The sequence below is a fragment of the Micromonospora matsumotoense genome (assembly GCF_900091525.1).
Classification (GTDB): Bacteria; Actinomycetota; Actinomycetes; order Mycobacteriales; family Micromonosporaceae; genus Micromonospora; species Micromonospora matsumotoensis.
On sequence record NZ_FMCU01000005.1, the window covers coordinates 16,813 to 29,398 of the forward strand.

13 protein-coding genes and 1 tRNA gene are annotated in these 12,586 nt (G+C 70.7%); 3 read left to right on the forward strand and 11 right to left on the reverse strand.

Features of this window, described 5'->3' with window-relative positions; genetic code table 11:
- Positions 1-5: 5 nt before the first annotated feature.
- A complete protein-coding gene (locus GA0070216_RS12020) occupies positions 6-371 on the reverse strand; it encodes a DUF488 family protein (RefSeq protein WP_245722455.1) in 366 nt (121 codons plus the stop codon).
- 121 nt (positions 372-492) lie between these two features.
- Positions 493-846 carry a hypothetical protein gene (locus tag GA0070216_RS35005; protein WP_218108188.1) on the reverse strand — a complete coding sequence of 118 codons (354 nt, stop codon included), beginning with the start codon at positions 844-846 and terminating at the stop codon, positions 493-495.
- A gap of 393 nt (positions 847-1,239) precedes the next feature.
- Between GA0070216_RS35005 and GA0070216_RS12030 the strand changes: the two genes are divergently transcribed.
- Positions 1,240-2,256 (forward strand): methyltransferase, encoded by a 1,017-nt coding sequence (locus GA0070216_RS12030; RefSeq protein WP_091244082.1) that lies wholly within the window; start codon positions 1,240-1,242, stop codon positions 2,254-2,256.
- A 1,066-nt stretch (positions 2,257-3,322) separates the two neighbouring features.
- Here the strand turns inward: GA0070216_RS12030 and GA0070216_RS12040 are convergent.
- Both GA0070216_RS12040 and GA0070216_RS36390 read right to left on the reverse strand, forming a co-directional pair.
- Positions 3,323-3,394, reverse strand: a tRNA-Lys gene (locus tag GA0070216_RS12040).
- A 146-nt stretch (positions 3,395-3,540) separates the two neighbouring features.
- Entirely contained in the window at positions 3,541-4,263 is a 723-nt protein-coding gene (locus GA0070216_RS36390; RefSeq protein WP_176738942.1) for an MFS transporter, read from the reverse strand.
- 129 nt (positions 4,264-4,392) lie between these two features.
- Here GA0070216_RS36390 and GA0070216_RS12050 point away from each other — a divergent pair, with 129 nt between their 5' ends.
- Positions 4,393-4,806 carry a winged helix-turn-helix transcriptional regulator gene (locus tag GA0070216_RS12050; RefSeq protein ID WP_091244088.1) on the forward strand — a complete coding sequence of 138 codons (414 nt, stop codon included), beginning with the start codon at positions 4,393-4,395 and terminating at the stop codon, positions 4,804-4,806.
- 108 nt (positions 4,807-4,914) lie between these two features.
- Here the strand turns inward: GA0070216_RS12050 and GA0070216_RS12055 are convergent, their stop codons facing one another.
- The 5 genes from GA0070216_RS12055 to GA0070216_RS12075 form a co-directional block, all read right to left on the reverse strand.
- Entirely contained in the window at positions 4,915-5,712 is a 798-nt protein-coding gene (locus GA0070216_RS12055) for an ABC transporter ATP-binding protein (RefSeq protein ID WP_218108203.1), read from the reverse strand.
- Positions 5,709-6,785, reverse strand: coding sequence for a FecCD family ABC transporter permease (locus GA0070216_RS12060; protein WP_218108189.1), 1,077 nt, complete (start codon positions 6,783-6,785; stop codon positions 5,709-5,711). Before GA0070216_RS12060 ends, GA0070216_RS12055 begins: the two co-directional genes overlap by 4 nt.
- A complete protein-coding gene (locus GA0070216_RS12065; protein WP_218108190.1) occupies positions 6,782-7,831 on the reverse strand; it encodes a FecCD family ABC transporter permease in 1,050 nt (349 codons plus the stop codon). Before GA0070216_RS12065 ends, GA0070216_RS12060 begins: the two co-directional genes overlap by 4 nt.
- Positions 7,828-8,766 (reverse strand): ABC transporter substrate-binding protein, encoded by a 939-nt coding sequence (locus GA0070216_RS12070; protein ID WP_091244094.1) that lies wholly within the window; start codon positions 8,764-8,766, stop codon positions 7,828-7,830. The genes GA0070216_RS12065 and GA0070216_RS12070 overlap by 4 nt, the downstream gene beginning before the upstream one ends.
- A gap of 64 nt (positions 8,767-8,830) precedes the next feature.
- Positions 8,831-9,682, reverse strand: coding sequence for a siderophore-interacting protein (locus GA0070216_RS12075; RefSeq protein ID WP_091244096.1), 852 nt, complete (start codon positions 9,680-9,682; stop codon positions 8,831-8,833).
- Positions 9,683-9,857: 175 nt separating this feature from the next.
- Here GA0070216_RS12075 and GA0070216_RS12080 point away from each other — a divergent pair, with 175 nt between their 5' ends.
- The gene (locus tag GA0070216_RS12080; RefSeq protein WP_091244099.1) at positions 9,858-10,418 is read left to right on the forward strand and encodes a carboxymuconolactone decarboxylase family protein; all 561 of its coding nucleotides are present in this window, start codon (positions 9,858-9,860) and stop codon (positions 10,416-10,418) included.
- A gap of 34 nt (positions 10,419-10,452) precedes the next feature.
- Here GA0070216_RS12080 and GA0070216_RS12085 read toward each other — a convergent pair whose 3' ends face one another.
- Both GA0070216_RS12085 and GA0070216_RS12090 read right to left on the reverse strand, forming a co-directional pair.
- Positions 10,453-11,835 carry a protein kinase domain-containing protein gene (locus GA0070216_RS12085; RefSeq protein ID WP_218108191.1) on the reverse strand — a complete coding sequence of 461 codons (1,383 nt, stop codon included), beginning with the start codon at positions 11,833-11,835 and terminating at the stop codon, positions 10,453-10,455.
- Positions 11,836-11,849: 14 nt separating this feature from the next.
- A complete protein-coding gene (locus GA0070216_RS12090) occupies positions 11,850-12,524 on the reverse strand; it encodes a DUF7019 family protein (protein WP_091245204.1) in 675 nt (224 codons plus the stop codon).
- Positions 12,525-12,586: the final 62 nt, after the last annotated feature.

The following is a 12,586-nucleotide window of genomic DNA, read 5'->3' on the forward strand; positions in this document are numbered from 1 at the left end:
CGGTGTTACCGCGGCCGATGCGAACCACCGGCATCCCCGCGAAGATCCTCGGCGGTGTAGCGGCGAATGTACTCTGCGGCCAACTCGCGCCGGGACCGCTTGCCGACGCCCTGACGGTCGTCTTCGGCGTACTGCAGATGGCGGCGCTCGGTAGTCGGAGCCAGCTCGCGGTGGTGCTCGTAGGCGGTGCCCGCACCGGCCAGGGATGCCTGCAACCGGCGCGAGTTCGCCCATGCATAGTCAGGCCCGCGGACCCCGCGACGCTGACGCACGTCGAACAGCAGTCTGACGTCCGCGTCGCGCAGGCGTTGCAAGAACGGTTCGACGTCGAAGTCGTATGCTCCGATTGTCACCAATTTGAGCATTGGCATCCCGATCCCCTTTTTGGCGGCATCGCAGAATCCGCCTCCTGATCCTCATTTGCCCTACTCGATACTACCCTTGGAAAGGCTCGACCTGGCGGCTTGGCTGCCATCGATGATTCTGATCGGGTCAGCCAGCCGACCCTTTTCGCTTCATCGTCCAATGTCTTATGTGTAGACCGCCGCGAATCACGGGGCGAAGGTCTGAGGCGATCACGCACAGTGCGTTCACCACCGTTCCGGCTCGGGTGGTAGTTTTTCCCACCAGCGCGTCCGGCGGGTACTGCTGCTCCAGCACCCCGTCCGGCGGGTACTGCTGCTCCAGCACCCTGTCCGGCACCTTGTGGTGGTGGCGGTAACCGATCACGTTGCCGTAGAGCAACCCCGAGGCCGCACCTCCGCCCCCGAGCAGCCGGCGTAACGGGGCGCCGGGACGCAGCAGGTGAGCCTGACCGGCGACCTCGTTGATCGTCCGGGGCCGCATCCGAGCCGCCAGGGGGCCACTGACGGGCAACATCCCAGCTGGCCAAAGGTCGGCGGATGGGGCAGGGACGGACTGCGCGGGCAACTCGAACAGTGTCTCGACACCGCCCCCGGCTGTGACGCTGCTCTGCTGGGACACCCCTGGTGGCCCTCCCCTTCGGTGAGCTGGGCTTGGCATGCGTCTAACCCGTCGCCCTCGAACAACCAGCCAATACAACAACGGAGGTTCACCAAACCGCACGCCGAGAACCACCGTTGTTGTACGTCAATATTGTCGTAGTCTTGTCATTGACCGTTCGTAGAGCGTTCGCAGCGCCACGAGCCCTTCCTCTGCAGTTCCCTGCGCGGTACGGTTGCCACCGTCGTCGCGAAGGGCAGTGAGGGCGGAGGAACAATGGCAATCGACTTGCAAACGACTCGAGACATTGTCGATGTCATGACCGGCGGGTGGAAGGCGCAGGCCCTCTACACTGCGGTCAAGCTCGGATTGCCGGACCATGTGGCCGCCGGCCGGACCACCAGTGACGAGCTGGCCGAGTCGACCGGTGCCCGCGCCGCAGGTGTACACCGTCTCATGCGGCTGCTGGTGGCGATGCGCGTGTTCGAGGGCAACGAGACGAGCGGCTATCGCAGCACCCCGATGAGCGAGGCCCTGCGCTCCGGTTCGCCATCGATGCGCGACATGTGCCTGTTACACGGCGAGGAGTACTACGCCGCGTGGGGGCACGCCCACAGCTCCATCAGCTCGGTGAGCTCCGGCTTCGAGGCCGTCTACGGCAGCTCCTTCTATGATTACCTGAGCGAGGACGCGGACACCGCCCGACGGTTCCAGGGCACCCTCAACGCTGGCAACATGTTCTTCCACAAGGTGCCGGACGCCTTCGACTTCACCGGAAGCAAGACCATCGTGGACGTCGGCGGCGGCGGCGGGCACCTGCTCGCCACGATCCTCGCGGCCACGCCCGATGCCAAGGGCGTGCTGTTCGACCGCGAGCACATGATGCCCAGGGCCGGCGAACACCTAGCCGCAACCGTCGGCCTTGACCGCGTCACCCTCGTCGGCGGCGACATGTTCACCGGCGTACCGACGGGCGGCGACGTCTACATCCTGTCCCGTGCGTTGGCCGGATGGAAGGACGACGCGGTCGTCCAGGCCTTCGAGAACTGTCGCCGAGCAATGTCGGGCCCGGCGGCACGGCTGCTGATCCTCGACCGCTTCGTCGTAGATGACAACTCGTCCGTGCTACCAGCCCTGTGGGACCTACACCTACTGATGATCACCGGTGGCGCGCATCGAAGCCTCCGCCATGTCACCGAGCTACTGGACCGCGCCGGGCTGAACGTCGAGCGGACCGGCGAGCTGCCAATGGAGCACGTCGCCGTCGTCGCCTCACCGCGCCACGCACCCTGACTGGACGCACCGTCGGCGGCTACATCGGCATCCCGAAAGCCGGATAGGAACACCTACCCACCAGGGCAGACAGGTAACGTGGCCTCGGAGTATTCAGCTGCGGAGATGATCCGGGACGGGATGGGGGCAGAGGCGGAGGGGCGGCCTGTCGACGCGCGGGCGTTCTTCGCACAGGCATGGGCGAGTCGTATGGGCGACTACGAGGCTTGCGTCGCGGCGCACTATCTGGCTCGGCTCGTAGTTCGCGTACTGGAGCAGGTCGAGCACGCTTCTCATCCCGGCGGTCAGGTACCGCAAGTTCAGGGCTCCGCCGCCGTGCCGGTCGTCGAGGCGCCTCAGCGCGGAGACGTGTGAGCAGAGAAGTTCGACCTGTTCGGGCAAAACGCGTTCGCGGCCGGCTTGGTCGCGTGGCGTGAAGACGGCACCTCGGAGCTGGTGGAGCACCGCCATGGTCAGGTCGGGGCCGGAGGAGCCGACGAACGAAGTGTGTGGTGTCGTGGCGGTGGCGCTGAGATCGCTGAGCCGAAGCCGCCGCCCAACTCGTACCCCGCCGACGCCGACCAGCCGAGTAACCACCAACACCCCGCGGGGACGTCCCCGTCCGAGGCCGCTCCCGTGACCGATTCCCGCGAGATCCGCAGCGGTCTCCTGTTGGCCACTTCCTGAGTCGGCCCCCCGCAGCGCCGGTGAGGCTCCTTCCGCTTCTGGCACGCCTACTTCGGTCCCAGTCCCGGAGGTGGAATGAGATACAGGCCAGGATCGCCGGTGGGGGCGGTGTCCGGAGACCGCACCGTGAGGAACCGAACATCCGCCCCTGGGCCGGTCGGACACCACCTCCGACCGGCCGCAGCATACAGCCGTGAACTTGATGGTCCGCGACGCACTCGTCAAGAAGGCACCCGAGACAGCGAACCCTGCCGTGACGATGGGCTGGTGCCCGTCGCCCCTGCCATTCCCGGGGCGGGTGCGCGGCAGGTGCTCGCAGAAAGAGCCTCGAATCCGACAATCCTCGCACAGGAGGGTGGTCGACTAAGGCGATGATGGTCTATCTTTGCAGTTCAGAGGGTGGGCCGCCTGGGACTCGAACCCAGAACCTAAGGATTAAAAGTCCTCAGCTCTGCCATTGAGCTAACGGCCCGCTGCGCCACAGATTACCCGAACTCCTCCCTCGGGTTGGGTTCGCCCGAGGCTCGCCCTGCGACACGGTGTGCCTGACCATGCTGGTGCGGTGCGGGCGTGGCACCCTGCGCGCTGTCGCCGCCGGCAACCTTCCTGGCCATCCCCCTAGGTGGACACTGTCCGGCGGCGGCCAACCGGACCGCCCGGACTCAGCCCCGCGCTGCGGACGCGTCGGACGGAGCGTGTTCGGCGCCCGCCGACTTCGCGGTGCGCGGGGTACGCAGGACGAACGCGGCGACCAGCAGCGACACGACCACGAAGACGGCGCTGAGGGTGTGCGCCAGCCGGAAACCGCCGGGAGCGCGTCCGCCTGGCTGTGCCGGTCGGCGAGCAGCGACGCTGTCCGGGAGGCGGCCACGGTCGCCAGTACGGCGGTGCCGAGCGACGCGCCGACCTGCTGGGTCTGGCCCGTTCGGCGGCGTCCTGGAACAGCGTGATGATCATGCCCAGGGCCACGGCGGACGCGAGCGCACCGCCGACCCCTTGGACGAAGCGGAACGTCACCAGGGCCGATGGCGTGGAGGCGACCCCGCAGGCGAGAGACGCGGCGGTGAAGACTGCGAGTCCGACGATGAAGACCTGCTTGCTGCCCAACAGGTCGCCGAGCCGTCCGGAGAGCAGCACCAGGCCGGCGAAGGCGATCAGGTACGAGTTCACCACCCAGGCCAGGCCGGACTGGGTGAAACCGAGGTCCTGCTGGATGGTGGGCAGGGCAACCGTGACGATGGAGCCATCCAGGATGATCATCAGGTTGCCGGCGCAGAGAGTGCCCAGCGCCAACCAGCGTGACGTGGAGGGCTGAGCGGGCGGCGGGGCGGGCGTGGTCATCCGGGCCTTTCCGTCACGAGGGCCGGTACGGAGCCGGGCACGCCGACATGCGCCCGTACGCCATGGGCCACTGTTTGTTACAGCAGCCATCATGTGTGACCATCGAGCGCGTCGTGAGGAGGCACTTTCGTGTCCCAGAGGAACCTCCGTGTTATCCATGAGCCCGCAGACGAACGCCCGGTCTGCACTGTCCTCGAGGCGTTGAACCGGATCAGCGGCAAGTGGGCCATCGGCATCCTGCTCAACGTCAGCCACGGTCCGGCCCGCTTCACCGAGCTGGAGAGGGCGGTCCCGGGCATCAGCCGCCGCATGCTCACGCTGACCCTGCGCAGCCTCGAACGCGACGGGCTGATCTCCCGCACCGTGTACGCGACCGTGCCGCCGAGGGTCGAATACCGGGCGACCGACATGGCGGTCGAGTTGTACAGCTCGCTTGCGGCCCTCACGCACTGGGCCGAGCGCCATCGCGAGGCGATTGCCGAGTCCCGCGAGGCGTACGACCGCGCCCACGGCCGGCCGACCGACGCGGGCCCCGACTGCTGAGGGACGTCTGATCAACGTATTTCGTAGTGGTATGTGTTCTGGGGGTCAGCTTTGTAGTCGCGGGCGAGGCGGCGGTGCCGCATGAGCTGGCCGAGGGGGCGTTCCACGTCAGCCGGCGACCGGTTCCCGGGTGTCGGCGGGGACGACCATGGGTGCGCCGGTGACCGGGTCGGGGACGACCTGGTTCGGCATCCCGAAGACCTCGGCGACGAGCCCGGCATCGACAGTCGACGCCGGATCGCCCTCGGCCACGATCCGGCCGTCGCGCATCGCCACCAGGTGGGTGGCGTACCGGGCCGCATGGTTGAGGTCGTGCAGCACGGCCACCACGGTGCGGCCCTGGGTGACCAGGCGGTGCAGCACGTTGAGCACGTCGATCTGGTGCGCCACGTCCAGGTAGGTGGTGGGCTCGTCGAGCAGGACGAGGGGCGTCTCCTGGGCCAGCACCATGGCGATCCAGGCCCGCTGGCGTTGCCCGCCGGAGAGTTCGTCGACCCGGCGGTCGGCCAGGTCGGTGGTGCCGGTGTCGGCCAGGGCCGACTCGACGGCGTCCTCGTCGGTGTGGGAGAAGCGGCGCAGCACCCGCTGGTGGGCGTAGCGGCCCCGGCCGACCAGCTCCCGCACGGTGATGCCGTCGGGGGCGGTCATGGCCTGCGGCAGGAGCGCGATCCGGCGGGCGCGTTCCTTCGCCGGCAGGGTGCCGAGGTCCGCTCCGTCGAGCAGGACCCGGCCCACGGCGGGGCGGAGCAGCCCGGCGAGGGCCCGCAGCAGCGTCGACTTGCCGCAGGCATTCGGCCCGATGAGCACGGTGAACGAGCCGTCCGGCACCGCGAACGACAGGTCCGCGCTGACGATCCGCTGGTCGTAGCGGAGGGTGACGTCATCCGCCCGCAGCCGCGCGGTCAGCTGGTCGACCATCGGGTCCTCCTGATCTCGTGGACGAGCAACCAGAGCAGGTACGCGCCGCCGAGGGTGACCGTCACCACTCCCACCGGCACGGTCAGCGGGATGACGTGTTGGGCGATCAGGTCGGAGCCGAGCAGCAGCAACGCCCCGACCACGGCGGTGGCGGCGAGCGGCAGTCCCGGTGCCCGGACGAGGCGGCGGGCGATCTGCGGGGCGGCCAGGGCGACGAAGGAGATCGGGCCGGCGACCGTGGTGACGGCGCTGACCAGGACGACCGCGATGACCACGAGGGTGGCGCGGTTCCGGTCGACCGCGACTCCGCTGGCGGCGGCGATGTCGTCACCCAGTTCGAGTTGGGCCAGGGCCGCCGCCCACAGTGGGGTGACGGCCAGCAGCACCAGGATGATCCCGACGGCGGGCCAGACCACCTCGGCGGTGGCGGTGTTGAGGGAGCCGGCGCCCCAGGCGGCGGCGAAGAGTGCCGTCTCCAGGTCGGCGCGGAGCAGCAGCCAGGTGTTGGTGGCGGCGAGCATCGAGGAGACGCCGACGCCGACGACGATGAACCGGAACCCGGAGAGCCCGTCCCGGTAGGCGAGCAGGTAGATCGCCAGGGCCGCCAGCAGGCCGCCGGCGAGTGAGCCGAGCATCAGCAGGTGCCACCCGCCGCCGAGCAGCAGCAGGGCGATCAGCATGCCCGAGAACGAGCCGTTGGCCAGGCCGATGATGTCCGGGCTGGCCAACGGGTTGCGGGTGATGGTCTGGAAGATCGCCCCGGCGACACCGAGCGCCGCGCCGAAGGTGACGGCGGCGGCGATGCGGGGCAGCCGCCACTCCAGCACGACGGTGCGGGTCAGCCCGTCGATCCGGCCGCCGAGCACGCCGAGCACCTCGTCGAGGCGGAGCGGGAAGTCGCCCAGCCAGAGGCCGACCACCGCCAGCGCCGAGACGAGGAGCGCGGCGGTGGCGCAGACGGCGGCCTCGCGTACCCCGACGGCCACGTGCCGGCGGTCGGTGCCGAGCACCAGCCGGCGACGTCCGCCGGTCAGCCGGACCGGCCGGGTCCCGGCGCTCACAGCGTGGTCGCCCGTCGGCGGCGGGCCAACGCGATCAGCACCGGCGCGCCCACGAACGCGGTGACGATGCCGACCGGCATCTCGCTCGGCAGCACGGCGATCCGACCGAGCACGTCGGCCAGCAGCACCAGGGCCCCGCCGGCCAGCAGGGAGCCGGCGAGGATCCTGCGCTGGTCGGTGCCGACGCCCCAGCGCACCAGGTGCGGCACCACGAGCCCGACGAACGAGATGGGGCCGGCGACGGCGCTCGCCCCACCGGCGAGCAGGGTCACCGCACCGAGCACGAGCAACCGGGTCCGGACCAGGCTGACGCCCTGGGCGGCGGCCAGGTCCGGACCGAGCGCCAGCGCGTTGAGGCTGCTCGCCGCGAGCAGCGCGGCGAGCAGCCCGGCCACGATCAGGGGCAGCACGGGGAGCAGCACGGCGGTGTCGCGTTCGAGCAGGCTGCCGGCGTTCCAGCCGCGCATCCGGTCGAAGGTGTCGGGGTGGGTGAGGGTGATCCCGGTGGTCAGTCCGGCCAGCACGGCACCGGTCGCCACCCCGGTCACCAGCAGCCGGGTCGGGGTGGCCCGCAGGTCTGCGGCACCGCCGACGGCGTAGACGGCGACGGCGACCAGCAGCGCGCCGAGCAGGGCGAGCCACATGTAGGCGGCCGGCGAGGTGATCCCGAAGAAGGCGATGCCCGCCGCGACGAACGCGGCGGCGCCGGCGTTGACGCCGAGGATGCCCGGCTCGGCGAGCGCGTTGCGGGTGAACGCCTGCATCAGGGCCCCGGCCACCCCGAGTCCGGCACCGACCAGCAGCCCGGCGAGGGTGCGCGGCAGGCGTTGCCCCCAGACGACGTACTGCGCGGTGTCGCTGCCCGCGCCCCGCAACGTCGCCCAGATGTCCGCCGGGGGCACCGGGTTCGCGCCCACGAAGACCGACAACACCAGCGACCCCAGCAGTACGACGACCGCCCCGACCAGCCAGCGCCGGGTGGTACGCCGACGCGCGGCACGGCCGGTGGTCGGCGGTGCCGCGCGGGCGGGTGTGGTGGTGGTCAACTCGACGCGGCGAGGATGCGTTCGAGGTCGTCGAGGACGGCCTGTCCACCGACCGTGCCGACCCCGGTGATCCAGAACGACTGGTCGACCAGGTGCAGGCGGGGGAAGGCGGCGGCGTTGGCGGTGACCGAGGCGGGGATGGTGCTGCGGTCGTTGACGTCGACGGTGGTGACGAAGACGTGGTCGGCCTTGGCCTCCAGCACCCGTTCCGGGGAGATGTCGACCGAGATGGAGTTCTCCCAGTCGCGCTCGGGGGTCTTGAAGCCGACGCACTCCAGCGCGCTGCCCGCGAACGAGGTGGGTCCGTAGAGGGTGAGGACGCCGTCGCGGGGGCGGATGAGTTGGGCGCTCTTACCGGCGGTGCCGAACTTCTTGGCGATGTCGGCGCACCGCTGCCGGTAGCCGGTGAGCAGTTTGTCGGCGGAGTCCGCGCCGCCGAGCGTGGTCGCGGTGAAGCGGACGTTGTCCTGCCACGGGTCCGTCTGGGTGGCCATGAACACGGTCGGGGCGACATCGGTGAGCTGCTGGTAGAGGGCGGAGTGCCGGGACTCGGTGCCGATGATCAGGTCGGGCTTGAGGGCCGCGATCTTCTGCACGTTGGGTTCCTGGACGGTGCCGACGGTGGTGATGCCGCTGGCCTTGTCCCCGAGGTACTTGGGCACCCCGGCGGCCTCGTTCAGCACGGCCGCGCCGACCGGGGTGATCTGCAGCGCGATGGCGGTGTCGAGCTGGACCGGTTCGAGGACGACGACCCGGGTCGGGGTGGTCGGTACGTCGGTCTTGCCGCGCGCGTGGTCGACGGTTCTGGTGTCGCCGACGCTGCCCGCCGGGTCGGAGTCGTCGGAGCCGCAGGCGGCCACGGCGAGCACGGCCGCCGAGGCGACGGTGAGGGCGAGAAGACGTCGGCGGATTGTTCGAGGGGCTGGCGTGCGCATGGTGCGAGGTTCCCGTCTGACTACTTACGGTGATTGCTCACTAACGTTTTTAGGTTAGCATTACCTAATCATCTATCTCGTCGCGGGCCGGGCGGTCATGCCAATACCCCTGGGTGTGGACCTGTTCCGGATCGACGCCTGCCTCGGTGAAGAGTCGGCGCACCTCGGCAATCCTGCTACTCTCCGTAGCTGTCCAGGCGTAGAAGTTCGCCTCCGCCGCTGCCGCCGCCAAGCCGTGCCCGGCCAGCCAGTCACCCACCATGGCGGTCAGAACCGTCCCGCCCGGAGCGCCACCGCGCAACCGGACCTCGACCGGGTGGCCGGCGGTCACGTCGTCGAGGGTGGCGGCGTCCGCCGCGGTGCCGGCCTCCAACAGGACCGTTGCCCGCACCCCCGGCCCGAGGCTGGGCAGGATGCCGCGCACCGCCGGGTACGCCGTCTCGTCCGCCGCGATCAGCACCCGCGTCGCCGGCCCCGGCTCCCACTGCACGCCGTACCCGGGGTGGCCGGCCCCGACGTGCGGGCCGGACAGGAGCAGCCGGTCACCCGGACGGGCCGCCGCCGCCCAGCCGCTCGCCGGGCCGTGCGGCTGGTGCAGGTAGAAGTCCAGGTCCAGCTCGCCCGCCGCCGGGCGCGTCCGGTACGCCGTGTAACTGCGTAGCCTCGGCCGCTCGGGATTCGGGATGGCCCGCCACTCCCGCCGCCATTCCTGTTCGGGCAGCCCCGCCCGCAGTTCGGTCGGGTAGTCGCCGGCCACCGGCAGCATGATCTTGATGCGCTGGTCGAGGTGGTGCGGGGCCAACTCCCGCAGTCGTTCGTCGCCGAGCGTGATCCGGACGAACCCGGGCGACAGCCGCCGGGTCGCCGTCACGGCTGCCTCGAACAGGACGTTGGGCGAGTTGCGGAAGGCGGACATGCCGGCAGAGGCTAGCCGGTCGGATCCGGCCCGTTCGCCGCCCCGCAGGGCGTATCCAGGGCAGCAGAGCGGGAGCGTGCGCGAGACATTGACGATGTTGAGGTAGGTGGCCCAATCTTGACGCCACCCGGGTCAGGAAGACCGGGTTTCTCATCGGGTCGGCGGAGGAGTGCTCATGCCACACATCACGCTCAATACCAGTGAACCCGGAATTCGCGGCCTGTTCCGGTTCAGGCCGGAGACGGCACTACCACTGAACGCGCTGGTGGAGGCGCTGCTGTGTGGCCCGGGCACGTTGACCCGGGGCGAAAGGGAACTCATCGCGGCCTATGTGTCCGGCCTCAACGAATGCCGGTACTGCTACTCCGCCCACGCGGCGTACGCGGCAGCGCAGCTCCCCGAGGGCATGACCCTGGTCGAGCAGGTGCACGACGACGTGGACAGCGCGCCGGTGTCGGCCAAGATGCGCGCGCTGCTCGACGTGGCCGGCGCGGTGCAGCGGGGTGGCCGGGAGGTCACCGAGGACCTGGTGACCGCCGCCCGGGCCGAGGGCGCCACCGATGTGGAGATCCACGACACCGTGCTGATCGCCGCCGCGTTCTGCATGTTCAACCGCTACGTCGACGGGTTGGCCACCGTGCTGCCGGACGACCCGGACTTCTACACCGATCGCGCACAGCGGATCGCCGCCCACGGCTACCTCGGTGTGCTGCAACAGGAGGTCATCCGCGAGTGACCGGCCCGGCAGGCCCGTGGGCGTCGGCACGCCGTCAGCGGGCCTGCCGGAGCGCGTCGGCCAGCTCGGTCGCCGTGGTCGCGGTGACCCGGGGTTGGTCGACGAGCATCTGGTCGATCACCCCGGCCAGCCTCGGCGGCACGGTGCCGAGCCGCTGCCGTACAGGCACCGGCCGGGTACGCAGGACCACCGCCACCGGGTCGACCCCGACCGGGAAGTCCCGGGGGGTCGCCCCCGTCAGCATCCAGTAGAGACAGGCGGTGACCGCCCAGAGGTCGACCTCCGGGCGGGCGTACTTGTAGTCGATGAGTTGGGCGCGGGCCTGGAAGGCGATGCTGCCGCCGATCGCGCCGGTCCCGGTGTGCCCGGACAGGCCCGCCTTCTCGAACGCCTTCGCGAGCCCGAAGTCGGCGACCTTGGTGATCACCTCGCCGTCGGGCCCGGTGGCGAGCAGGAGGTTCTGCGGCGTGACGTCCCGGTGCACCAGGCCGTGGGCGATCTCCGTCCGGCCGTCGGCCAGCACGACCGCAAGCTCCGCCCGGTGGGCGTAGGCCAGTGCATCCAACGCGTCGAGGGTGATCGGCACCGCCTCGTCGGCGGTGAGCCGGCCACCGCGCCGGGCGACGAACTCGGCGACACTGCCACCCGGGCAGTATTCGCTGGTGAAGAAGAAGGCGTCGTCGGCCGCGCCGCCGCTGTGCAGGGCGACGACGTTGCGGTGCCGCAGCCCCCTGGTGCAGGCGATCTCGCGGCGGAAGGCGTCGCGTGCGGCCGGGTCCACGGCCCGGTCGGCGAGCAGCGTCTTCAGCGCGACGAGCCGGCCGGACGGCTCGTGGCGGGCCAGGTAGACGACGCTGTGGCCACCCCGGCCGATCTCCCGCAGCACCCGGTGGTCGGTGAAGTCGTCGAGGCCGGGGGCCCCGTCCGCCGCGGCCGACACCAGCACCGGCAGGGCCCGCCCCCGATCCGGGCCGGGGGTCCCGGTGTCCGGGGTGGTCGGCGTGGTGCCGGCGGGGGTGGCCCCGGTGTCTTCCGGTCCGGCAGCGGCTTCCCGCGTCCCGTCGTCGGGCAGGGTGACGCGCAACGTCGCAGGCCCGATCCGCACCTCGTCACCGGCCGACAGGTGCCGCTCGCCGTCGACCGGGCGGCCGTTGAGGTGGGTGCCGTGGCGACTGCCGAGGTCGCGTACCCGCACGTTCGGCGGGTCGATGTCGAGCTGGCAGTGCCGGCGGGAGACCCGCCGCTGCCCGTCGTCGACCCGGATTCCGCAGTCGGCGGCCCGGCCCACCACGACCGTCGTGCGGCGGTGGAAGACGTACGTGTCGACGGTGGACCCGGCCCGGACGGTCACCGTGACGGGCGGGGTAACCGGCACCGCCCCGGCGGGTCGCCCGACCCCGGGGTCGTCGGTGCCCACGCCCGGCTGCCCGGTCAGTCGACCAGCGCCACGTACAGCGGGCTGCCCAGCAGCACGGTCATGCCGGGACGCCCGTCGAGTTCCGGGTACGGGCTGGGCCCGGAGAGCAGCCGCTTGGCGAGGAACTCGACGTTCTGCGTCGGCCCCCGCAGGCGGGTGCCGGCCTGGTGCACCGACGCCAGCGCCGCCACCTCCGCCGCGTCGTCCCCGCCGTCCGGGGTGCCCGGCACCGGTTCGGCCCCGTCATCGACGAGGCCGGCGAGCAGCGCGGGCATCGTGGACGACCCGCCGAACCCGCGCAGGGTCGGCTCGGGCGGTGCCGCGCCGATGACGTGGAACGGTGACCCGCCGAGACCGACGATGGTGTCCTCGGTGCGGCCACCGAAGTAGACCAGCGACTGCTCGTCGGTGGTCGGGACGATGCCCCACCGCATCGGCAGCAGTCCCCGGAAGAACTGCCCCGGCTCCTCCACGGAACCGACGTCGGCGTGCTCGTCGAGATAGCGGGCGACCCGCTCCAGGCGGGCCACCCGATCGGTGCCGGGGTTCTCGGTGCTGCGTTTCACGCCGACGACGGTGAGGTTCACACTGAACTCGGCGGCCCGCCTGCGCTGATAGCCGGGGTCGATCTGGGACAACAGCATGTCCACCTTGGCGTCACTGACGTAGAGGTAGTAACGAAAGCTCACGGTCACTCCCTGACGACCCGGTCCGGCATCCGAGGTTACCGTCCGCGACCAACCGACAGTTG

What these genes read in the sequence shown, in the direction of transcription:
- GA0070216_RS12020 (WP_245722455.1), bottom strand. Translation starts at nt 371, where the DNA reads ATGCCAATGCTCAAATTGGTGACAATCGGAGCATACGACTTCGACGTC.
- GA0070216_RS35005 (WP_218108188.1), bottom strand. Translation starts at nt 846, where the DNA reads ATGCGGCCCCGGACGATCAACGAGGTCGCCGGTCAGGCTCACCTGCTG.
- GA0070216_RS12030 (WP_091244082.1), top strand. Translation starts at nt 1,240, where the DNA reads ATGGCAATCGACTTGCAAACGACTCGAGACATTGTCGATGTCATGACC.
- GA0070216_RS36390 (WP_176738942.1), bottom strand. Translation starts at nt 4,263, where the DNA reads ATGACCACGCCCGCCCCGCCGCCCGCTCAGCCCTCCACGTCACGCTGG.
- GA0070216_RS12070 (WP_091244094.1), bottom strand. Translation starts at nt 8,766, where the DNA reads ATGCGCACGCCAGCCCCTCGAACAATCCGCCGACGTCTTCTCGCCCTC.
- GA0070216_RS12075 (WP_091244096.1), bottom strand. Translation starts at nt 9,682, where the DNA reads ATGTCCGCCTTCCGCAACTCGCCCAACGTCCTGTTCGAGGCAGCCGTG.
- GA0070216_RS12080 (WP_091244099.1), top strand. Translation starts at nt 9,858, where the DNA reads ATGCCACACATCACGCTCAATACCAGTGAACCCGGAATTCGCGGCCTG.